At 59.0% G+C, this 20509-nt stretch carries 19 protein-coding genes; 14 read left to right on the plus strand and 5 right to left on the minus strand.

Annotated elements, in window-relative coordinates; genetic code table 11:
* Position 1 precedes the first annotated feature (1 nt).
* The 4 genes from AC1ROI_RS16705 to AC1ROI_RS16720 all read left to right on the plus strand — a co-directional run bounded on the left by AC1ROI_RS16705 (position 2) and on the right by AC1ROI_RS16720 (position 4450).
* Entirely contained in the window at positions 2 to 553 is a 552-nt protein-coding gene (locus AC1ROI_RS16705; protein ID WP_102593920.1) for a DJ-1 family glyoxalase III, read from the plus strand.
* Positions 554 to 735: 182 nt separating this feature from the next.
* Positions 736 to 1266, plus strand: coding sequence for a (2Fe-2S)-binding protein (locus tag AC1ROI_RS16710; RefSeq protein WP_077749414.1), 531 nt, complete (start codon positions 736 to 738; stop codon positions 1264 to 1266).
* Positions 1263 to 2252 (plus strand): FAD binding domain-containing protein, encoded by a 990-nt coding sequence (locus AC1ROI_RS16715; protein WP_102593919.1) that lies wholly within the window; start codon positions 1263 to 1265, stop codon positions 2250 to 2252. The genes AC1ROI_RS16710 and AC1ROI_RS16715 overlap by 4 nt, the downstream gene beginning before the upstream one ends.
* Positions 2249 to 4450, plus strand: a complete 2202-nt coding sequence (locus tag AC1ROI_RS16720) for a xanthine dehydrogenase family protein molybdopterin-binding subunit (protein WP_102593918.1) — start codon at positions 2249 to 2251, stop codon at positions 4448 to 4450. Before AC1ROI_RS16715 ends, AC1ROI_RS16720 begins: the two co-directional genes overlap by 4 nt.
* Here the strand turns inward: AC1ROI_RS16720 and AC1ROI_RS16725 are convergent.
* Entirely contained in the window at positions 4447 to 5685 is a 1239-nt protein-coding gene (locus tag AC1ROI_RS16725; RefSeq protein ID WP_083375710.1) for an MFS transporter, read from the minus strand. The two genes, AC1ROI_RS16720 and AC1ROI_RS16725, sit on opposite strands and share 4 nt — an antisense overlap.
* 486 nt (positions 5686 to 6171) lie before the next feature.
* Here AC1ROI_RS16725 and AC1ROI_RS16730 point away from each other — a divergent pair, with 486 nt between their 5' ends.
* The 3 genes from AC1ROI_RS16730 to AC1ROI_RS16740 are packed head-to-tail and all read left to right on the plus strand — an operon-like array spanning position 6172 to position 8847.
* Positions 6172 to 7611, plus strand: coding sequence for a cytochrome ubiquinol oxidase subunit I (locus AC1ROI_RS16730; RefSeq protein WP_102599721.1), 1440 nt, complete (start codon positions 6172 to 6174; stop codon positions 7609 to 7611).
* Between the two features lie 3 nt (positions 7612 to 7614).
* Entirely contained in the window at positions 7615 to 8622 is a 1008-nt protein-coding gene (gene cydB / locus AC1ROI_RS16735) for a cytochrome d ubiquinol oxidase subunit II (RefSeq protein ID WP_083375711.1), read from the plus strand.
* Between the two features lie 57 nt (positions 8623 to 8679).
* On the plus strand, positions 8680 to 8847 hold the full coding sequence (locus AC1ROI_RS16740) for a DUF2474 domain-containing protein (protein ID WP_010467474.1): 168 nt from the start codon (positions 8680 to 8682) through the stop codon (positions 8845 to 8847).
* Positions 8848 to 8927: 80 nt separating this feature from the next.
* On the opposite strand, the gene AC1ROI_RS16745 is transcribed toward AC1ROI_RS16740, so the two are convergent.
* Both AC1ROI_RS16745 and AC1ROI_RS16750 read right to left on the minus strand, forming a co-directional pair.
* On the minus strand, positions 8928 to 10052 hold the full coding sequence (locus AC1ROI_RS16745) for a methyltransferase (protein ID WP_102593917.1): 1125 nt from the start codon (positions 10050 to 10052) through the stop codon (positions 8928 to 8930).
* 189 nt (positions 10053 to 10241) lie between these two features.
* Positions 10242 to 10952: an autoinducer binding domain-containing protein gene (locus tag AC1ROI_RS16750; RefSeq protein ID WP_077749409.1), complete on the minus strand. Its 711-nt coding sequence runs from the start codon at positions 10950 to 10952 to the stop codon at positions 10242 to 10244.
* Positions 10953 to 11297: 345 nt separating this feature from the next.
* On the opposite strand from AC1ROI_RS16750, the gene AC1ROI_RS16755 reads away from it, so the two are divergent.
* Positions 11298 to 12074, plus strand: a complete 777-nt coding sequence (locus tag AC1ROI_RS16755; RefSeq protein WP_010467481.1) for a ferredoxin--NADP reductase — start codon at positions 11298 to 11300, stop codon at positions 12072 to 12074.
* 47 nt (positions 12075 to 12121) lie between these two features.
* On the opposite strand, the gene mscL is transcribed toward AC1ROI_RS16755, so the two are convergent.
* A complete protein-coding gene (mscL, locus tag AC1ROI_RS16760) occupies positions 12122 to 12535 on the minus strand; it encodes a large-conductance mechanosensitive channel protein MscL (protein ID WP_010467482.1) in 414 nt (137 codons plus the stop codon).
* 285 nt (positions 12536 to 12820) lie between these two features.
* Here mscL and katB point away from each other — a divergent pair, with 285 nt between their 5' ends.
* Genes katB through radA form a run of 3 tightly spaced genes read left to right on the plus strand, consistent with a single transcriptional unit; the run spans position 12821 to position 16378 of the window.
* The gene (katB, locus tag AC1ROI_RS16765; RefSeq protein WP_077749408.1) at positions 12821 to 14362 is read left to right on the plus strand and encodes a catalase KatB; all 1542 of its coding nucleotides are present in this window, start codon (positions 12821 to 12823) and stop codon (positions 14360 to 14362) included.
* Positions 14363 to 14422: 60 nt separating this feature from the next.
* Positions 14423 to 14965 carry an ankyrin repeat domain-containing protein gene (locus AC1ROI_RS16770; protein ID WP_102593916.1) on the plus strand — a complete coding sequence of 181 codons (543 nt, stop codon included), beginning with the start codon at positions 14423 to 14425 and terminating at the stop codon, positions 14963 to 14965.
* 45 nt (positions 14966 to 15010) lie between these two features.
* Positions 15011 to 16378: a DNA repair protein RadA gene (gene radA / locus AC1ROI_RS16775; RefSeq protein ID WP_010467488.1), complete on the plus strand. Its 1368-nt coding sequence runs from the start codon at positions 15011 to 15013 to the stop codon at positions 16376 to 16378.
* Between the two features lie 128 nt (positions 16379 to 16506).
* Here radA and AC1ROI_RS16780 read toward each other — a convergent pair whose 3' ends face one another.
* A complete protein-coding gene (locus tag AC1ROI_RS16780; protein ID WP_102593915.1) occupies positions 16507 to 16875 on the minus strand; it encodes a PilZ domain-containing protein in 369 nt (122 codons plus the stop codon).
* A 159-nt stretch (positions 16876 to 17034) separates the two neighbouring features.
* Between AC1ROI_RS16780 and AC1ROI_RS16785 the strand changes: the two genes are divergently transcribed.
* From AC1ROI_RS16785 to yjiA, 3 genes are all read left to right on the plus strand, one after another.
* The gene (locus tag AC1ROI_RS16785; RefSeq protein ID WP_102593914.1) at positions 17035 to 19101 is read left to right on the plus strand and encodes a carbon starvation CstA family protein; all 2067 of its coding nucleotides are present in this window, start codon (positions 17035 to 17037) and stop codon (positions 19099 to 19101) included.
* A gap of 14 nt (positions 19102 to 19115) precedes the next feature.
* On the plus strand, positions 19116 to 19313 hold the full coding sequence (locus AC1ROI_RS16790) for a YbdD/YjiX family protein (RefSeq protein ID WP_010467494.1): 198 nt from the start codon (positions 19116 to 19118) through the stop codon (positions 19311 to 19313).
* A 162-nt stretch (positions 19314 to 19475) separates the two neighbouring features.
* Positions 19476 to 20444: a GTPase gene (yjiA, locus tag AC1ROI_RS16795; RefSeq protein WP_083375716.1), complete on the plus strand. Its 969-nt coding sequence runs from the start codon at positions 19476 to 19478 to the stop codon at positions 20442 to 20444.
* The last annotated feature ends 65 nt before the right edge of the window (positions 20445 to 20509 follow it).

The following is a 20509-nucleotide window of genomic DNA, read 5'->3' on the forward strand; positions in this document are numbered from 1 at the left end:
CATGACCTTTAGAGCTTTGATCACCCTCGCCGAGGGCATCGACGACCTGCAAACCGTTACCCTGATCGATGTATTGCGCCGCGCCAACGTTGAGGTGGTGGTGGCAAGCATCGAAGGACGACGCATGATCACTTGTGCCCGCGGTACCCGCCTGACCGCCGATGCAATGCTGGTGGACTTGCTGGCCCAGCCGTTCGACCTTCTCGTATTGCCTGGAGGCGAGGTGGGCTCCCAGCACCTCGCCGCGCATCAACCCCTGCAACAGTTGATCAAGGACCAGGCCGCCGCCGGGCGCCTGTTCGCCGGCATTGGTGAGTCCCCGGCGCTGGCGTTGCAAGCCTTTGGCGTCTTGCGTCAGCGGCGCATGACCTGCCTGCCATCGGCCAGCCATCGATTGTCGGGCTGCAATTTTGTCGACCAGCCCGTGGTGGTCGACGGCAACTGCATCACTGCCCAGGGATCGGGGGCGGCGCTGCCGTTTGCGCTGGCGCTGGTGGAGCAACTGTGCGGTAAAGCTGCTCGGGCTGCGGTGGCGGTTGAGTTGGTGGTCTGACTGCTCGTGGTTTCAAGTTGCGCGAACCTTTTAGTAACAGCCAAACGAACACTTCGCCCGCTCCAATACTGGTCTTTCCGCGCCCATCAGTTTCCTTGAACACTCTCGCCACCCCGAAGTCGTACCCCTTATGACGGCGGTTTGCCAAAACGCCGCTTATTACGACTAACCGTGAGGTGTTTATGAGTGCGACCACCCCCGAAGCGGCGCAGCCGTCCTTCGTTCGTCACCCGTTACGCCTGACCCTCAACGGTCAGGAGCGTCAACTGGAGGTCTTGCCCTGGACCACGCTTTTGGACCTGCTGCGCGAGCAATTGGACCTGATCGGCACCAAAAAAGGTTGCGATCATGGCCAGTGTGGCGCCTGCACGGTGTTGCTCAACGGCAAGCGGGTGAACGCCTGCCTGACGCTGGCGGTGATGTGCGACGGCGCAGAGCTGGTCACCATTGAAGGGCTGGCAACCGGCGATGAGTTGCACCCCATGCAGCAAGCCTTCATCAAGCACGATGCCTTTCAGTGTGGCTATTGCACGCCGGGGCAGATCTGTTCGGCGGTCGGTCTGGCGAATGAAGGGCGGGCGCACTCCCGCGCGGACATTCAGGAGCTGATGAGCGGAAACCTCTGCCGTTGCGGTGCCTACAACAATATTCGCGATGCCATCGAAGAGGTACTTCCCTCCTGCCGCCAGCCTGGGCAAGGAGGTGGTCAATGAATCCTTTCCACTACAGCAAACCCGATTCGGTGCAGGACGCCGTGCACCTCGCCAGTCCGGCGTCGCGCTTCATCGCCGGCGGTACGAATCTGCTGGATTTGATGAAAGAGAACCTCACTCGCCCCGAACATTTGATCGATATCACCGGTTTGCCACTACGCGAGGTCAAGGAAACGGCCAGCGGCGGCGTGATGATTGGCGCCTTGGTCAGCAATGCCGATCTGGCCTGGCACCCGCTGATTGAGCAGCGTTACCCGCTGTTATCCCAGGCGATCCTGGCAGGTGCTTCGCCGCAATTGCGCAACATGGCCAGCACCGGCGGCAATCTTCTGCAACGCACTCGCTGCTATTACTTCTACGACGCCAGCGTGCCGTGCAATAAGCGGGAGCCCGGCAGTGGTTGCCCTGCACGGGACGGTCTCAACCGGATTCACGCGATCCTCGGCGCCAGTACGCATTGCGTCGCCACCCATCCTTCCGACATGTGTGTGGCGTTGGCGGCGTTGGAGGCAATCGTCCACGTCCAGGGGCGCGACGGTGCCAGAACCATTACGTTTGCCGACTTCCACCGATTGCCGGGCGATGCCCCTGAGCGCGATAACCAACTGGCCGACGATGAACTCATTACCGCGGTCGAGTTGCTCGCCGCCGGTTTTGCCGAGTACAGCCATTATTTGAAGATTCGCGATCGCGCCTCTTACGCCTTCGCCCTAGTGTCGGTCGCCGCAGCGCTAGACTTGTCCGGGCCGGCCATTCGCGAAGCGCGTTTGGTCCTCGGTGGCGTGGCGCATAAACCGTGGCGTGACAATGCCGTCGAGCAATGGCTGGTGGGTAAGGTGGCCAACCATGAAACCTTCGGCGCCGCTGCCGACATGCTCCTGCAGAAGGCCGAACCGCTCGAACATAACGCCTTTAAGGTCAAACTGGCGCGAGAGGCAATTGTTCGCGCCTTGAGCGATGCCGCGCGAGGAGGGCAAGCCCGATGAACACATTTACCTTACCCATGGGCCAGCCACTGGACCGGGTCGACGGTCCTCTCAAAGTTACCGGCCAGGCCCGCTACGCCGGTGAGTTTCCTGAGGAAGGCCTGCTCCACGGCAGCGTTGTCTCAAGTTCTATCGCCTGCGGTCGCGTGCTCAGCATTGACGCCTCAGAGGCGCTGGCATTGCCCGGTGTTGTCGCGGTGATCGATCACCTCCAGCGTCCGACAATCGCCAGTTATGACAAGGATTACGAAGACGCCGACTCGGCTGAGGGATCGCCGTTTCGTCCGTTGTACAACGATAAGGTCCTGTACAGCGGCCAGCCGCTGGCGCTCGTCGTTGCGGATAACCTTGAGTTGGCGCGTTATGCCGGTTCGCTGGTAAGGATTGAATACGACACCGAGTCTCATCAGACCGATCTGTTGAGCCTGCAAGGCGAAGCCAAACCGGCACCCGCCGAACTGCCTGAACCTCGTGGGAACTTCCAGGCCGAATTTACCGGTGCCGCCCTGAGTCTGGATCTGAACTACAGCACGCCGATCGAACACCACAACCCGATGGAACCGCACGCCAGCACAGTGCTTTATCAGGCGGATGGCAGTCTGCATATCCATGACAAGACTCAGGGGCCGCAGAACTGTCAGTCATACGTGCAAAAGGTGTTCGGGCTTGAGAAAGAGCAGGTCAGAATTTTCGCCGCGTATGTCGGCGGTGCGTTTGGCTCGGGCCTGCGTCCGCAGTACCAACTGGCGCTGGCCGTGATGGCCGCGCTGCACCTCAAGCGTTCGGTGCGAGTGACATTGACTCGGCAGCAGATGTTCACCTTCGGCTACCGTCCGCGCACTTTGCAACGTTTGCAATTGGGCGCTGCGGCCAATGGACGCTTGTTGGCGGTGGCTCATACCGCCATCGGCCAGACCTCGCGTTTCGAGGATTTCACCGAGCACGTGGTGGAGTGGAGCGGCATGCTCTATCACTGCGACAACGTGCAGTTGACCTACAAACTTGTGCCACTGGACGTGTTCACGCCCCTCGACATGCGAGCGCCAGGCGCGGCGCTGGGGTTGATTGGCCTTGAATGTGCGATGGACGAACTGGCCTGTGCGTTGGCCATCGATCCGGTGCAGCTGCGGTTGGTCAATTATTCCGAGCGCAATCAGAACGAAGACAAACCGTACTCCAGCAAAGCCTTGCGCGAATGTTACGCCCAAGGTGCCAAACGCTTTGGCTGGGATCAGCGCGATCCCGAACCGCGCAGCATGCGTCAGGGTCGACAGTTAGTGGGCTGGGGCATGGCCGGCGGTGTCTGGGAAGCGATGCAGCAGAAGGCCAGCGCCAAGGCTTCGCTTGATCACAACGGCAAGCTGACCGTCAGTAGCGCCACCACCGATATCGGCACGGGCACCTACACGGTCATGACGCAAATTGCCGCGCAGGCGTCAGGCGTTTCGGTAGAGGATGTCACTTTTGTCCTTGGCGACTCTTCATTGCCAACCGCGCCATTGCAGGGCGGATCGTTCACGGTGTCGTCGGTCGGCACGGCCGTTCAGCAGGCTTGCGAAGCCTTAAAGGAAAAACTGCTCGCCGTTGCGCGGCAAACCTCACCCGCGTTCAGTGGTGTGACCTCGGAACAAGCGGCTTTTGAAGACGGATATCTGTCATTTGGCGATGCGCGGGTAAAACTGGCCGACCTGGCCCGGGACTGCGGCGAAGACACCCTTGAGGTTCAGGTTGATGCCGAGCCTGACAAGAAGCGCGAAGCCTACGCCACCGCCACCCATTCAGCGGTGTTCGTCGAAGTGCTGGTGGATGAGGACTTGGCCACGGTGAAGGTGAACCGGGTGGTCAGCGCGATTGCGGCGGGTCGAGTGGTCAATCCGAAAATGGCCCGCAGCCAGATTCTCGGTGGCGTGGTGTGGGGCATCGGCATGGCCTTGCACGAGGAGACGCAGACCGACCATGCGCTGGGTCGTCACATGAATCACAGCCTGGCCGAATACCACATCCCGGTAAACGCTGATATCGGCGACATTGACGTGCTGTTTGTCGAAGAACACGACGAGATCGTCAATGCCCTGGGTTCCAAGGGCGTGGGCGAGATCGGCATCGTCGGCGTGGCGGCAGCGGTGGCCAATGCGATCTATCACGCGACTGGCAAACGGGTGAGGGATTTCCCCATCACCCTGGACAAACTGCTCTAGGCCTTGGCTTCTTCGATTGGCACATGCATACGGTCGCGGTTGGCCAGGGTCGGGAACAATTTGATCCACGCCCCGGTCACCACCAGCGTGCCGATACCGCCCATGACCACCGCCGGCACGGTGCCGAACCAATGGGCGGTGAGGCCGGATTCGAACTCGCCCAACTGGTTCGAAGCACCGATGAACAAACCGTTCACGGCGCTGACCCGGCCGCGCATTTCGTCCGGGGTTTCCAGTTGCACGAAGGAGGCGCGGATCACCATGCTGATCATGTCCGCTGCGCCCAACACCACCAGCACGGCCAGGGAAAACCAGAACGAAGTCGAGAGGCCGAACGCGATGGTCGCGACGCCGAACACACCGACGGCCGTGAACATTACCCGCCCGACTTGGCGCTCCACGGCAAATCGCGCCAGGTACAGCGACATCAGCAGCGCACCGACGGCCGGGGCTGAGCGCAACAGACCCAGGCCCCAGGGGCCTGTCAACAGGATGTCTTTGGCGAACACCGGCAGCAGTGCCGTTGCCCCGCCGAGCAATACCGCAAACAGGTCCAGGGAAATCGCCCCGAGAATGTCCGGCCGACTGCGAATGAAGCGGATGCCTGCGAGCAATGAGTCCAGCGTCGCCTTGCCCTTGTTCAGCGGTGTTTGCCGGGCGGGCAGGTTGAGCATCAACAAGCAGGCAATGAGGTAGAGGATCACGGTCGGGCCATACACCCAGACGCTGCCGAAGGCATAGAGCAAACCGCCAAGGGCCGGGGCGACGATGGTGGCTGATTGTTGAGCCGACTGCGCGGCGGCGACGGCGCGGGGGAACAGCGCGCTGGGCACGATGCTCGGCAGCAGGGCCTGGGTGGTCGGCATCTCGAAGGAGCGTGCGGCGCCGAGCAGGAAGGCGAGGATGAAGATCATCTCGCGGGTGACATGGTCGGTTGCGCTGCCGATGGCCAGGGACAGGGCAATCAACGCTTGCAGAGATTGGCAGATCGCCGCGACCTTGCGCCGGTCATAGCGGTCCGCAACGTGCCCGGTGTGCAGCATGAACAAAACCCGTGGAGCAAATTCCACCAGCCCTACCAAGCCCAGGTCGAGCACATTGCCGGTCAGTTGATACAGATTCCAGCCGATGGCCACGGTGAGCATCTGAAAACCGCTGGCGGTAAACACCCGAGCCAGCCAGAACGCGATAAAAGGGCGGTGATGGCGTAACAGCAAGGGCGCTTGGCTGGGCATCTGAGGGCAGGTCTTGAGCGAGGTGAGGGTCGAGATTATCACCAAGCTGTAACCAGAAGTTGCAGGCTGGGAAAATTTAGTTAGCTAGACACCGATCTCCAAAAACACCGACATTCCCCTTTGGGAGCGAGCCTGCTCGTGATGATGGAGTATCAGTCGACACCTCTGCTGCCTGACACACTGCTTCGCGAGCCGGCTCGCTCTCACCGGTAATGTGTTTCAGTTCATGAGTAGAGCTATGAGGCAACCTGTCACGCGGCAAAAGACCACACCGTCCATCGTCAAAAATGGGACTACTCTTTTAACCATTGCTTGATCCAGATCAAGACCCTTGTGGAAATGATCCGGTGGCCAGATGGCCAGACTCCCTACGTTGTGACGTTTGTAAAAAAAGAACGAATTCTAATTCGCCACACTCCATATCCGTGGGGGCAGTGGGTGCAGGCCGCAAGCCTTCAGCCGGTATTACCTGACAGAGGAAGACTTATGTTCGGTTTGGAGGCGCTTGATCTCGCCCGAATTCAGTTTGCGTTCACCATCTCGTTCCACATCCTGTTCCCGGCTATCACCATTGGCCTGGCGAGTTACCTGGCGGTACTCGAAGGTTTGTGGCTGAAGACGAACAACGACACTTACCGCGATCTGTACCATTTCTGGTCGAAGATCTTTGCCGTCAACTTCGGCATGGGTGTGGTGTCCGGGTTGGTCATGGCGTATCAGTTCGGCACCAACTGGAGCCGCTTCTCGGATTTCGCCGGTTCCGTGACCGGGCCGTTGCTGACGTACGAAGTCCTCACAGCGTTCTTCCTTGAGGCCGGTTTCCTCGGCGTCATGCTGTTCGGCTGGAACAAGGTCGGGCGCAATCTGCACTTCTTCGCCACGGTCATGGTTGCCATCGGCACGCTGATATCGACCTTCTGGATTCTCGCCTCCAACAGTTGGATGCAGACCCCCCAAGGATTCGAAATCATTAATGGCCAGGTCATTCCAACCGACTGGTTCGCCGTGATCTTCAACCCCTCATTCCCCTACCGCCTGATGCACATGGCGACGGCCGCGTTCGTCGCGACTGCCTTCTTCGTCGGCTCTTCCGCGGCCTGGCATTTGCTGCGCGGCAAGGACAACCCGGCGATCCGCACCATGCTCTCGATGGCCATGTGGATGGCATTGATCGTGGCGCCGATTCAGGCGGTCATCGGTGACTTTCACGGGCTCAACACGCTCAAGCACCAGCCGGCGAAAATCGCTGCGATCGAAGGTCACTGGGAAAATCACGGCGATGAGCCGACCCCGCTGATCCTGTTCGGCTGGCCTGACATGAAAGAAGAACGGACCAAATACGCGGTAGAGATTCCCTACCTGGGCAGCCTGATCCTGACCCATTCCCTGGACAAGCAAGTGCCGGCGCTCAAGGACTTCCCGCCTGAAGACCGGCCGAATTCCACCATTGTGTTCTGGTCGTTCCGAATCATGGTGGGTCTGGGCATGCTGATGATCTTCACCGGATTGTGGAGCCTGTGGCTGCGCAAGAGTGACAAGTTGTACACCTCGCGTCCGTTCCTATATCTGGCGTTGTGGATGGGGCCGTCCGGCCTGATCGCGATCCTCGCGGGCTGGTTCACCACTGAAATCGGCCGTCAGCCGTGGGTGGTTTATGGGCTCATGCGCACGGCGGACGCGTCCTCCAATCACAGCTTCCTGCAGATGAGCATCACGCTGGTCCTGTTCGTGGTGGTGTATTTCGCGCTGTTCGGTGCCGGTCTGGGCTACATGATGCGCCTGGTGCGCAAAGGGCCGAAGATCGACGAAGGCAAGGAAACGCCCGAAGGTGGTCCAGGCAAGAAGCGCACGCCGGCTCGTCCGCTGTCCGCCGCCGACGATTCCGCCGACGACGACCACGATCCCAGCCTGACCAAGGAGATTTGAGTCATGGGTATTGATCTTCCGCTGATCTGGGCCGTGATCATCATCTTCGGCATCATGATGTACGTGGTCATGGACGGCTTCGACCTGGGGATCGGGATTCTCTTCCCTTTCATCCCGGGCAAGACCGACCGTGACGTGATGATGAACACCGTCGCCCCGGTCTGGGACGGCAACGAAACCTGGCTGGTACTGGGTGGCGCGGCGTTGTTCGGCGCGTTCCCGCTGGCCTATTCGGTGGTGCTCTCGGCGCTGTACCTGCCGCTGATTTTCATGCTGATCGGGCTGATTTTCCGGGGCGTTGCGTTTGAGTTCCGCTTTAAAGCCAAGGACGACAAGCGCCACCTTTGGGACAAGGCGTTTATCGGCGGTTCGATTGCCGCAACCTTCTTCCAGGGGGTGGCCCTGGGGGCATTCATCGATGGGTTGCCGGTGGTCAATCGCCAGTTTGCCGGTGGTTCACTGGACTGGCTGACACCGTTCACCCTGTTCTGCGGCCTCGCGTTGGTGGTGGCTTATGCGCTGCTGGGTTGCACCTGGCTGATCATGAAGACCGAAGGCAAGTTGCAGCAGCAGATGCATGATCTGGCGCGGCCGTTGGCGTTCGTGGTGTTGGCGGTGATCGGTATCGTCAGTATCTGGACCCCGTTGGCCCATGCCGAGATCGCGGCTCGCTGGTTTACCCTGCCGAACCTGTTCTGGTTCCTGCCGGTACCGATCCTGGTGCTGGTGACCATGTACGGTCTGATCCGCGCCGTGGCCCGCAATGCGAACTACACGCCATTCCTGCTGACGTTAGTGCTGATCTTCCTCGGCTACAGCGGTCTGGGCATCAGCCTGTGGCCCAACATCGTACCGCCTTCGATCTCGATCTGGGACGCTGCTGCACCGCCGCAAAGCCAGGGCTTCATGCTGGTCGGTACGCTGTTCATCATCCCGTTCATCCTGGGTTACACCTTCTGGAGCTACTACGTGTTCCGCGGCAAGGTGACCCACGAAGACGGTTATCACTAGCGCACACGACAATGGCGCAGGGCTTGAACCTGCGCCGTTTCAGAGGAGGTCAAGATGATGGCTGGCAAACATTCCCTGGAGGAAATCAAGGCGGCAGAGAAAAAACCGCTTTGGCAGCGGCTCGGTTGGTTGGCCTTGATTTGGGTCGGTAGCGTGGGGGCCCTGTTTATCGTGGCCAGCCTGATGCGCATGTTCATGAACGCCGCAGGTCTGTCCACGCACTGAAACACCCGACATTCCCATCCCCGTTGCCTTGCGGCACGGATTCAAACCCTCCTGTCACGGAGGGTTTTTTTTACCTGCGATTATTTGCGGGCTTTGAGAATGACGAATTTCGGCGTGGCCGCCACTTGCTCGACGCCACGGAACAGCCGCGCGAGCTTGCTGTGGTAACCCAGGTGACGGTTGCCGACGATGTACAGCGCACCGCCGGTTACCAGAGCTTCGCGCGCTTGCTGGAACATCCGCCAGGCGAGAAAGTCGCCTACGACTTGTTGCTGGTGAAACGGTGGATTGCACAGCACCACGTCCAGCGATTGCGGTTCTTGTCCGGCCAGGCCATCGTCGGCGCGGACGATCACGTCACGATCACCCAGTGCTGCGCGCCAGTTTTCGGCGGCCGATTGCACCGCCATGAATGACTCGTCCACCAGCGTGTAATGGGCCTCAGGGTTTTGCAGAGCGCTGGCGATTGCCAGTACGCCGTTACCACAACCGAGATCGGCAACGCGGGCTGTCCCGAGGTTCTGTGGCAAGTGTGGAAGAAATGCTCGAGTGCCGATGTCCAGCCCTTCGCGGCAGAACACGTTGGCGTGGTTCAGCAGTTCGATCACCGGTGTGTCGAGTTGATAGCGTGAAGGGTAGGGCGACACGGCTGGGCTTTTGGCTTCAGGCGTTGCGATCAGCAGCCGGGCTTTTTTCACCGCCAACGAGGCTTGCACCGGGCCGATGTAACGCTCCAGCAGATCACCGGCGGCACGGGGCAGATGCTTGACCATCGCTGCTGCAATCACCTGAGCACCCGGGGCCAGTTGGCTTTGCAGGCGAATCAGTTGCTCTTCCAGCAAGGCCAGGGTTTTCGGCACCCGGATCAACACGCGGTCAAACGGCCCCGCAAAGGCTTCGTTGGCCGGTACGCTCGGCACGGCATCGAAGGCCTGGCCGTTGCGGATCAGATTCTTTTCCAGGCCCTGGAAGGCCAGAAACGAGTCGCCGCTGCTGGTCACCACAACGTGCCCCGCCAGGCTCGCGGCCAACGCGCCGAAGCTATCGTTGAGCACCAACACTCGGGTGTCCGCGGCCGGTTGCTGCTCGGCCAGATAATTGAGCATGTACTCGTCTGCGGCATCGAAAGCTTGCAGTGGTTCGTTCTGTTGTTCTGGCTGACGGATCAGATCGAGTTGGGCGAAGGGCGTTTCGAGCAGGGGCATGAGGCGGGGCTCTGGGTAGTCAACGGGTGTGGTGTCCCGCTGCCTGAAGCGTTGTAGCGGGCGGGACCGTCCGAGTGGACTGCGACGTAATGGTGCATTCGTCAACACTCTGGAGGAGCCGCAAATGGTACGTTTTTTTCTTTTGGATTGCCCGCAGGTTTTTCCTCCTGGTTATTAGGGGTGTACTGCTCAGATCAAGCACGCCCTGGTGGCTGCGACCACTGCCGCAAGCTTGTTGTTGACGCCCAGTTTCATTATTACTCGGTGAATATGAAAATTTGTGGTGCGTTCAGTGATGCACAGGATGATGCCTATCTCGTAGGCGGTTTTGCCATCGGCTGACAGTTTCAATATCTCGATCTCGCGTGCCGATAAATGCGGTTTGCAGTAATCCTTCACGCGATCAGGCAATTTTTTAGCGACGAGCCCATGCAGGTGGTTGCTGATGAACATCGTGTAGCCCAGTTTTTCATACCATTCATAGGGGGTGATGGGGCAGTCGCTTCTTGCCAGGCTGAGCATGCTGCGCAGCCCGTTGTCGCCATGGAGCGATTGCGACCAGCCATACTGCAAACCGAGTTGTTTCTGTGCTTGCCACAGCGTTGGTGTCTTCGAATAAACCTTCTCTTCCCATAAAATGGGCATTGTTGAATGATTGCAATGAGCTACTACTGGGTCTATTTCTCTGAAGTGATTTTGTTCATATTCCGCGTTCCAGCCACTTGGGTAGTTGTTGAAATTCACTCTATCGAAGTGTGGGCCTCGTAAGTGAGAAGTGATTGAAAATGCACAAAAATTAAAGCCAAGGCTTTTGACGAAATCCAGTGATATCTCATAGGCATCTCCAACGTCTCTCGCTTCAGATATCTGTCTTAAGCGTGATTCCTTCCACATTTCCATTGGCGTAACTCCATACGGGGTATCTGGGGGGTGCACATTGGATCCGAAATCCGGCACGTCACGAGTGTAGGAGTATTCCTACGAAGAGGCTGCAATTTTTTTGCTCTTGAAAAGGTTGAAAAGTAAATAACTGGTTCTTAGTCAGGATTAACAACGTTATATGTTGTACCCAATGCTTCTATTGAATTTTGTGTTGTACCCTTTGGTTAGTGTGACAGGAGGGGCACTTACAATCGCATCAGTAACCCCAGGACATGGGTGGCTCGTCTAAAGCCACTACAAATCACCGGTGTTTACATTACTCGCTTTGCGGGACACTGGGGCATCTGTTGAATGGAGCACCCCATGACCGCCAGCGCAGAAAAATTCACTCGCCAGACCCTGACCGACGTTCAGCCGTTGACCCCCAACCTGTTCACGTTGCGGGCCACCAGAGACCCCGGTTTTCGTTTTCGGGCGGGGCAATTTGCCCGGTTGGGCGTTACCCGGACCGATGGCAGCACGGTATGGCGCGCCTATTCAATGGTCTCCTCGCCCCATGACGAATTTCTCGAGTTCTTTTCCATCGTGGTGCCAGGCGGGGAGTTCACCAGCGAACTGAGTCGGCTGGAGGTCGGCGATACGCTGTTGGTGGACCGTCAGGCCTTCGGCTACCTGACGCTGGATCGTTTCGTCGACGGTCGTGATCTCTGGTTGCTATCCACTGGCACCGGCGTGGCGCCATTTTTGTCGATACTGCAGGACTTTGAGGTGTGGGAGAAATTCGAGCGGATCATCCTGGTCTACAGCGTAAGGGAAGCCCGCGAGCTGGCTTATCAGGCGCTGATCGCGGGGCTGGCGCAGCGCGACTATCTGGCCGAATACGCGCACAAGTTGCAGTTCATCGCGACCGTCACGCGCGAGGAGCACCCCGGCGCCCTTAACGGGCGAATCACGACGCTGATAGACAACGGAGAACTGGAGCGGGTGGCGGGGGTGGCGCTGACGCCCGAGCACTCGCGGGTCATGCTCTGCGGCAACCCCCAGATGATCGATGACACACGCAAGCTGCTCAAGCAGCGGGACATGCACTTGAGCCTCAGTCGACGACCCGGCCAAGTGGCGGTGGAGAACTTCTGGTAAAAAAAACGGCGCCCCGAAGGCGCCGTTCTTTTGCACGCAACCAGCCTTCAGGGCTGATTGTTCTGGGCCTTGAGCAGGTCACGGATCTCGCTCAACAGCTCTTCTTCCTTGGTTGGAACCGGCGGCAGGGTGGGCGCAACGGCCTCCTCGCGTTTCAGACGGTTGATGGCTTTGACGCCCATGAAGATCGCGAAGGCGACGATGATGAAGTCGATCAGGCTCTGGATGAACTTGCCGTAGGCCAGCACCACCGCCGGGATATCGCCGTTGGCTGCCTTGAGGGTAACCGCCAGGTCACTGAAGTCCACCCCACCGATCAGCAGGCCGATTGGCGGCATCACCACGTCACCGACAAACGATGAAACGATCTTGCCGAACGCGGCGCCGATGATGATACCGACGGCCATGTCGACCACATTACCTTTGACCGCGAAGGCCTTGAACTCACTTATCACGCCCATAGGTTATTTCCTTGTTACAGATGAGGTTGGTGAACGCAGTGTAAATCAGCAAATCCTGTCCTGCTCGAAACGCCTTCTTACAATGCCCGTGTTTATCGACACATTTGCAGGCATTTAGTTTGCAAAGTGCCAGCAATCGCGCGCGAACTACGCGCTAACAGGCTGATTAGCCACACAATTCTCTGAATCATCGCATTACGTTCTTTCTATTTATGTTCTGCGCTCCGGGCCACTAGCCTCTGGGCAGCGCACTTGGAGTGCGCCTTGAAAACAGAGGAACCTGATATGACTTCGACCCTTGGCCTTGGGGCTTTCCCCCATCGGCGTACCCTTGGCGTATTAACCGCCAGCCTGCTGACCTTCTCCGTCCACGCTGCCCCCCTGACCCGCGATAACGGTGCTGCCGTCGGCGACAACCAGAACTCGCAAACCGCCGGTGCCAATGGCCCGGTGCTGCTACAGGACGTGCAACTGATCCAGAAGCTCCAACGCTTTGATCGTGAGCGCATTCCCGAGCGCGTCGTGCATGCCCGCGGCACCGGTGCCCACGGCACCTTTACCGTGACGGACGACCTGAGTGACTTGACCAAGGCCAAGGTATTCGCAGGCGGTCAAAGCACGCCGGTGTTTGTGCGTTTCTCGGCGGTCGTCCACGGCAACCATTCGCCAGAAACCCTGCGTGACCCCCGGGGCTTTGCCACCAAGTTCTATACGGCGGACGGCAACTGGGACCTGGTCGGCAACAATTTTCCGACCTTTTTCATTCGTGATGCCATCAAATTCCCGGACATGGTCCACGCCTTCAAGCCGGACCCACGTACCAACCTGGACGATGATGCCCGCCGCTTCGATTTCTTTTCCCATGTTCCAGAGGCCACTCGCACGCTGACGGAGTTGTATTCCAATTCCGGTACACCCGCCAGTTATCGGGAAATGGACGGTAACGGTGTTCATGCTTACAAGTTAGTTAATGCCAAGGGTGAAGTTCACTACGTGAAGTTTCACTGGAAAAGTCTGCAGGGGATTAATAACCTCGATCCAAAAGCAGTAACCAACGTTCAAGGTCGAGACTACAGTCATATGACTAATGATTTGGTGTCTCATATTAACAAGGGTAACTTTCCAAAATGGGACTTGTACGTCCAGGTGTTAAATCCTAAAGACTTGTACAAGTTTGATTTCGATCCATTGGACGCAACCAAAATCTGGCCCGGAGTTCCTGAACGAAAAGTTGGACAAATGGTGTTGAACCGAAATCCGGCAAATGTCTTCCAGGAAACAGAACAAGTTGCCATGGCACCGGCCAATCTTGTTCCAGGCATCGAACCTTCCGAAGATCGCTTATTACAAGGTCGGGTGTTCTCTTATGCCGATACTCAACTGTATCGCCTGGGCGCCAATGCACTGCAATTGCCAATCAATGCACCCAAGGTCGCCGTGAACAACGGTAATCAGGATGGCGCGATGAACATCGGCCATAGCAGCAGCGGCGTGAATTATCAGCCGAGCCGTTTGCTGCCTCGTGACGAGTCGCAAACCGCACGTTACAGCCAGTCGGCCCTGTCGGGCAGCACGCAGCAGGCGAAGATCCAGCGTGAGCAGAACTTCAAGCAGGCCGGCGATCTGTATCGCTCGTTCAGCAAGAAAGAACGCAAGGACCTGATCGAGAGCTTCGGCGGCTCACTGGCCACCACCGATGACGAGAGCAAGCACATCATCCTGTCCTTCCTTTATAAGGCCGACCCGGAATACGGGAGCGGCGTGACCAAGGTGGCCAAGGGTGATCTGGGCCGGGTCAAGGCACTGGCGGCCAAGCTGGCGGACTGATCGCGTTTGCCTGAAAAAGCGGGGCCTCTGACGAGGTCCCGTCAGACCAAGGAGATTGCCATGCGTTTTTGCCTATCGCTGTTTCTGGCGTGCGTGTGTTTCAGCGTATTCGGCGCGCCGGCCGAAGATCCCGCAGCGCTGAAGGTTCAACTGAAAAATTACTACTTCGACGCCGCCCGCCGTGGCGACGTGCCGATGCTCGATACCTTCATAGAGGCCGGTTACGCCCTCGATACCCGCGACAGCAAGGGTTACACCGCGCTGATTCTTGCGGCTTATCACGGCCAGGCAGCCGCCGTGGACCGTTTGCTCGCGGCAGGGGCCGATGCCTGCGCGCAGGATCAGCGCGGCAACACCGCCCTGATGGGCGCCATTTTCAAGGGCGAAATCCAGATCGCCAAAACCCTGTTGGCCGCCCATTGCAGCCCCGACCAACGTAACGGCGCTGGCCAGACGGCCGCGATGTACGCGGGACTGTTCAAGCGAGTCGAATTGCTGGATGAGCTCAAGGCCAAGGGCGCCGACCTGAATGCCGAAGATCCGTTGGGCAACAGCGCCGCGCGTCTGGCCAACGGTGAAATCCGCACAGCGGTGCCGCGCTGATCCGCGTCAGCTGAGCTATCATCGCGGTTTTTGCCGGGAGTTCAGATGGCCAAGGCCAAGCGCATGTACGGCTGCACCGAGTGCGGCTCAACCTTCCCCAAGTGGGCCGGCCAGTGCGGCGAGTGCGGGGCCTGGAACACGCTGACCGAAACCATGGTCGAGAGCGGCGGTGCCGCAGCACCCAGCGGTCGCACCGGTTGGACCGGCCAGCAGGCTCAGATCAAGACCCTGGCCGAAGTCAGCGTCGAAGAGATTCCGCGCTTCTCCACCGCGTCCAGTGAACTCGATCGGGTGTTGGGCGGTGGCCTGGTGGATGGTTCGGTGGTGCTGATCGGCGGTGATCCGGGCATCGGCAAGTCGACCATTCTCCTGCAAACCTTGTGCAACCTCGCCAAAGTCATGCCGGCGCTGTACGTCACCGGTGAAGAATCCCAGCAGCAGGTGGCCATGCGCGCCCGACGTCTGGGCCTGCCGCAGGATCAGCTGCGGGTGATGACCGAAACCTGCATCGAAACCATCATTGCCACCGCCCGGGTCGAAAAGCCCAAGGTCATGGTGATCGACTCCATTCAGACCATCTTCACCGAACAACTGCAATCGGCACCGGGCGGCGTGTCGCAGGTGAGGGAAAGTGCCGCGTTGCTGGTGCGGTATGCCAAGCAGAGCGGCACGGCGATTTTCCTGGTCGGCCACGTGACAAAAGAAGGCGCCTTGGCCGGGCCGCGCGTGCTGGAGCACATGGTCGATACGGTGCTGTATTTCGAAGGCGAATCCGATGGACGGCTGCGTCTGTTGCGCGCGGTGAAAAACCGTTTCGGCGCTGTCAACGAGTTGGGCGTTTTCGGCATGACCGACAAGGGCCTGAAAGAAGTCTCCAACCCGTCAGCGATTTTTCTCACTCGTGCGCAGGAAGAAGTGCCGGGCAGCGTGGTCATGGCGACGTGGGAAGGAACGCGGCCGATGCTGGTGGAAGTCCAGGCGCTGGTGGATGACAGCCATTTGGCGAACCCGCGCCGGGTCACGCTGGGGCTGGATCAGAATCGTCTGGCGATGTTGCTGGCGGTACTGCATCGTCACGGCGGAATTCCGACCCACGATCAGGACGTCTTCCTCAACGTGGTCGGTGGGGTGAAGGTGCTGGAAACGGCGTCCGACCTGGCGCTGATGGCGGCGGTCATGTCCAGTTTGCGCAACCGCCCGCTGCCCCATGATTTGCTGGTGTTCGGTGAAGTCGGGCTGTCAGGCGAAGTGCGCCCGGTGCCGAGTGGCCAGGAACGCTTGAAGGAAGCCGCCAAGCACGGCTTCAAACGCGCCATCGTGCCCAAGGGCAATGCGCCCAAGGAAGCGCCGCCGGGGTTGCAGATTATTGCCGTGACCCGTCTGGAGCAGGCCCTCGACGCATTGTTCGAGTAGTCGCAGGCAGCACACAATCCTGTGGGGGCGAGCCTGCTCGCGATAGCGATCTGACATTCAACATTTATGTCGACTGGCATTCCGCTATCGCGAGCAGGCTCGCTTCACATTGGATCAGTGTCGAGTCTTCAGACTTCTATGAGCGCGCCCAATTCGCGCTCCAGTTCCTTGGGATCCCCCAGGTTGAACTCGATCAACCGCCGCAGGCGTTGAATCGATTCCAGGCTGATGTGTTTGCAGACGAACCCGAGTTGACCATGATCATCGTGGGTCAACATCACATCCATCTTGATCTCGACGTCTTCGTTAAGATGAATATCGACCAGGAAATGCTTGTCCGGATTACCCAGCCACGGCTCGGGCTTCTCGATCAGCAGCCCTTTGAGTGACAGGTCGATCAGCTTTACCGGCCAGATGAACTCTCCCTGGCTCAGCTCTGTTCTGGCATCGAACGCAATACGTTTGAAGCGGCGGCGATCGGCGGGGAGCTCACTCATGGCGCAATCCTCTTGATGTTCGCTGACTATAGACCGCCACGGTCAAAGCCTGCCAGTGAGGACAGTCCTCTAGACCAATGTCGGGGTATGGCCTTTGCCGTCAGGCGAGCTAAACTCGGGGTGGCTGTCTTTCTTGTCCACCCTGGCTGGAATCATAAAATGAAAAATAATAATAGCCTGCTACGCCATCTACCCTGGCTGCTGCTGGCAATCGTGGGAGCGTGCGCCCTTGGTGTCGTGGCATTGCGTCGAGGCGAGGCGATCAACGCCTTGTGGATTGTGGTTGCAGCCGTGGCCATTTATCTGGTTGCCTACCGTTACTACAGTCTGTTCATCGCCAACAATGTGATGCAACTCGACCCGCGACGGGCCACCCCCGCCGTGCTCAACAATGATGGTCTGGACTACGTCCCCACCAACAAACACATTCTTTTTGGTCACCACTTCGCCGCCATCGCTGGCGCGGGGCCGCTGGTCGGTCCGGTATTGGCTGCACAGATGGGCTATCTGCCCGGTACGCTGTGGCTGATTGCCGGCGTGGTGCTGGCCGGTGCGGTTCAGGACTTCATGGTCCTGTTCATGTCCACTCGCCGCAACGGCCGTTCCCTGGGCGACATGGTCCGTGAAGAAATGGGCCGCATCCCCGGGACCATTGCGCTGTTTGGCTGCTTCCTGATCATGATCATCATCCTCGCGGTGCTGGCATTGATTGTCGTGAAAGCTCTGGCCGAAAGTCCTTGGGGCATATTCACGGTGATGGCGACCATCCCGATCGCGATGTTCATGGGCATTTACATGCGCTACATCCGCCCGGGCCGCATTGGCGAAATCTCCGTGGTCGGGGTGCTGTTGCTGCTGGGCTCGATCTGGCTCGGTGGGCAGATTGCCGCCGATCCGGTCTGGGCCAAAGCCTTTACCTTCACTGGCGTACAGATTACGTGGATGCTGGTCGGTTACGGTTTTGTAGCCGCCTCGCTGCCGGTCTGGCTGATTCTGGCGCCGCGCGACTACCTCTCGACCTTCCTGAAAATCGGCACCATCGTGGCCTTGGCGATCGGCATCCTGGTCACCATGCCTGAGCTGAAGATGCCGGCACTGACCCAGTTCATCGACGGCACTGGCCCGGTGTGGAAAGGCGGGTTGTTCCCGTTCCTGTTCATCACTATCGCCTGCGGCGCGGTCTCGGGTTTCCACGCGCTGATCTCCTCCGGCACCACGCCGAAATTGCTGGATAACGAAGTCAACGCCCGTTACATCGGTTACGGCGGCATGCTGATGGAATCCTTCGTCGCCATCATGGCGATGGTGGCGGCTTCGGTGATCGAGCCAGGTGTGTATTTCGCCATGAACAGCCCGGCGGCAGTCGTCGGCAGCGATGTGGTGACCGTGGCCCAAACCGTCAGCAGTTGGGGCTTTGCAATCACCCCGGAAGCGCTGCAAGCGGTGGCCAAGGACATCGGTGAAACCACGATCCTGGCCCGTGCCGGCGGTGCGCCGACCCTGGCGGTCGGTATCGCGCAGATCCTGCACAGTGTCCTGCCGGGTGAAAACACCATGGCGTTCTGGTATCACTTCGCGATTCTGTTTGAAGCGCTGTTCATCCTGACGGCCGTTGATGCCGGCACCCGTGCCGGGCGTTTCATGCTGCAGGACTTGCTCGGTTCCTTCGTGCCGGCGCTGAAACGCACCGAATCCTGGACCGCCAACCTGATCGCGACCGCTGGTTGCGTGGCGATGTGGGGCTGGTTGTTGTACCAGGGCGTCATCGATCCACTGGGCGGCATCAACACCTTGTGGCCGTTGTTCGGTATCTCCAACCAGATGCTGGCCGGTATCGCGCTGATGCTCGGCACCGTTGTGCTGATCAAAATGAAACGCCAGCGTTACGTCTGGGTGACCATGCTGCCAGCCGTGTGGCTGCTGATCTGCACCACCACCGCCGGTTTCATCAAGCTGTTCGACGCCAACCCGGCGATCGGCTTCCTGTCGCTGGCGAAAAAATACAGCGATGCGCTGGCCAACGGTCAGATCCTCGCCCCGGCCAAGGACATCACTCAGATGCAGCACGTGATCTTCAACGCTTACACCAACGCAACGCTGACGGCGCTGTTCCTGTTCGTGGTCTTCAGCATCCTGTTCTATGCGCTCAAGGTCGGTATCTCCGCCTGGGGCAGCAAAGGACGCACGGATAAAGAAGCACCGTTCCAGGCGGTGCCGGATGCGTAATCGAGGATTGCACCATGTTCAATGACCTGAGTCGCCTCGGTAAATACCTCGGTCAGGCCGCGCGCCTGATGGTCGGCATGCCCGACTACGACAACTACGTCGAGCATATGCAAACCAAACACCCGGACAAACCGATGATGAGCTACGAGATGTTCTTCCGGGAACGCCAAGAGGCTCGTTACGGTGGCAAGGGTGGGCCGAAGTGCTGTTGACCCGGTTGTCGGGTTAACAACAATCCTTGTGGGAGCTAGCCTGCTAGCGATGGCGGCTGAACATTCAACATCACTGTTGATTGACAGTCCGCCATCGCTGGCAGGCTAGCTCCCACATTTGTTTTGTGTTGCTTTTTAATTTTGTGAAACAGGAGATTCCAGTTGTCCTCTCCCATCCCGGTAACCATCCTCAGCGGCTTCCTCGGCGCCGGTAAAACCACGCTGCTGCGCCACCTGCTCAAAGCCGAGCACGGCCTGAAAATCGCGGTGATCGAGAACGAATTCAGTGACGCCGGTATCGACACCCAGCTGTTGGGCGATGAACCGGTGCAAGTGATGACGCTGTCCAACGGCTGCGTCTGCTGCACCATCCACACCGACCTGACCAAGGCCTTGTACCTGCTGCTCGAACGCCTGGACAGCGGCGAAATCGCCTTTGACCGTCTGGTGATCGAATGCACCGGCCTGGCCGACCCGGCGCCAGTGGCGCAAACCTTTTTCATCGATGAAGAGCTGCGCGAGCGTTACATCCTCGACGGCATCATCACCCTGGTAGACGCGGCGCACGCCGACACTCACCTGACGCAAACCATCGCCCAGGCGCAAATCGGTTTTGCCGACCGCTTGCTGGTGAGCAAGCGCGATCTGGTGGACGAAGCGACGTTTACCGCGTTGAGCGAGCGCCTGACCCGCATCAACCGTCGCGCGCCGATTCGAGTGGTCGAACACGGCAAGATCGACCTGGCCGAATTGCTCGACGTGCGCGGTTTCAACCTGAATGCCGACCTCGGCGGCGTCAGCCTGCGTCCGGTGACCAAGGCGCCCTCCATCGACCGGATCTCCAGCCTGGTGCTGCGCACCGACAAGCCGCTGGATATCGACAAGCTCAGCGAGTTCATGAACGAGCTGCTGGAAGACCATGGCAAGCAATTGCTGCGCTACAAAGGTGTATTGAGCATTGTGGGCGAGCCGCGGCGCATGGTGTTTCAGGGCGTGTTGAAGCTTTACGGATTCGACTGGGACACGGATTGGGCAGAGGACGAGGCGCGCGAAAGCGTGATCGTGTTCATTGCCGATGATTTGCCGGAAGAGAAAATCCGTGAGGGGTTTGCGCGGGTGGCGGCGGATTGAAAGAGTGTGTTCATCGGTGATGACGTCTTTGCGGGCAAGCCTCGTTCCTACAGGTTCTGCGTAGC

The organism is Pseudomonas sp. GW823-FHT02C02, assembly GCF_058797635.1.

What these genes read in the sequence shown, in the direction of transcription:
- AC1ROI_RS16705 (WP_102593920.1), top strand. Translation starts at nt 2, where the DNA reads ATGACCTTTAGAGCTTTGATCACCCTCGCCGAGGGCATCGACGACCTG.
- AC1ROI_RS16710 (WP_077749414.1), top strand. Translation starts at nt 736, where the DNA reads ATGAGTGCGACCACCCCCGAAGCGGCGCAGCCGTCCTTCGTTCGTCAC.
- AC1ROI_RS16715 (WP_102593919.1), top strand. Translation starts at nt 1,263, where the DNA reads ATGAATCCTTTCCACTACAGCAAACCCGATTCGGTGCAGGACGCCGTG.
- AC1ROI_RS16720 (WP_102593918.1), top strand. Translation starts at nt 2,249, where the DNA reads ATGAACACATTTACCTTACCCATGGGCCAGCCACTGGACCGGGTCGAC.
- AC1ROI_RS16725 (WP_083375710.1), bottom strand. Translation starts at nt 5,685, where the DNA reads ATGCCCAGCCAAGCGCCCTTGCTGTTACGCCATCACCGCCCTTTTATC.
- AC1ROI_RS16730 (WP_102599721.1), top strand. Translation starts at nt 6,172, where the DNA reads ATGTTCGGTTTGGAGGCGCTTGATCTCGCCCGAATTCAGTTTGCGTTC.
- cydB (WP_083375711.1), top strand. Translation starts at nt 7,615, where the DNA reads ATGGGTATTGATCTTCCGCTGATCTGGGCCGTGATCATCATCTTCGGC.
- AC1ROI_RS16740 (WP_010467474.1), top strand. Translation starts at nt 8,680, where the DNA reads ATGGCTGGCAAACATTCCCTGGAGGAAATCAAGGCGGCAGAGAAAAAA.
- AC1ROI_RS16745 (WP_102593917.1), bottom strand. Translation starts at nt 10,052, where the DNA reads ATGCCCCTGCTCGAAACGCCCTTCGCCCAACTCGATCTGATCCGTCAG.
- AC1ROI_RS16750 (WP_077749409.1), bottom strand. Translation starts at nt 10,952, where the DNA reads ATGGAAATGTGGAAGGAATCACGCTTAAGACAGATATCTGAAGCGAGA.
- AC1ROI_RS16755 (WP_010467481.1), top strand. Translation starts at nt 11,298, where the DNA reads ATGACCGCCAGCGCAGAAAAATTCACTCGCCAGACCCTGACCGACGTT.
- mscL (WP_010467482.1), bottom strand. Translation starts at nt 12,535, where the DNA reads ATGGGCGTGATAAGTGAGTTCAAGGCCTTCGCGGTCAAAGGTAATGTG.
- katB (WP_077749408.1), top strand. Translation starts at nt 12,821, where the DNA reads ATGACTTCGACCCTTGGCCTTGGGGCTTTCCCCCATCGGCGTACCCTT.
- AC1ROI_RS16770 (WP_102593916.1), top strand. Translation starts at nt 14,423, where the DNA reads ATGCGTTTTTGCCTATCGCTGTTTCTGGCGTGCGTGTGTTTCAGCGTA.
- radA (WP_010467488.1), top strand. Translation starts at nt 15,011, where the DNA reads ATGGCCAAGGCCAAGCGCATGTACGGCTGCACCGAGTGCGGCTCAACC.
- AC1ROI_RS16780 (WP_102593915.1), bottom strand. Translation starts at nt 16,875, where the DNA reads ATGAGTGAGCTCCCCGCCGATCGCCGCCGCTTCAAACGTATTGCGTTC.
- AC1ROI_RS16785 (WP_102593914.1), top strand. Translation starts at nt 17,035, where the DNA reads ATGAAAAATAATAATAGCCTGCTACGCCATCTACCCTGGCTGCTGCTG.
- AC1ROI_RS16790 (WP_010467494.1), top strand. Translation starts at nt 19,116, where the DNA reads ATGTTCAATGACCTGAGTCGCCTCGGTAAATACCTCGGTCAGGCCGCG.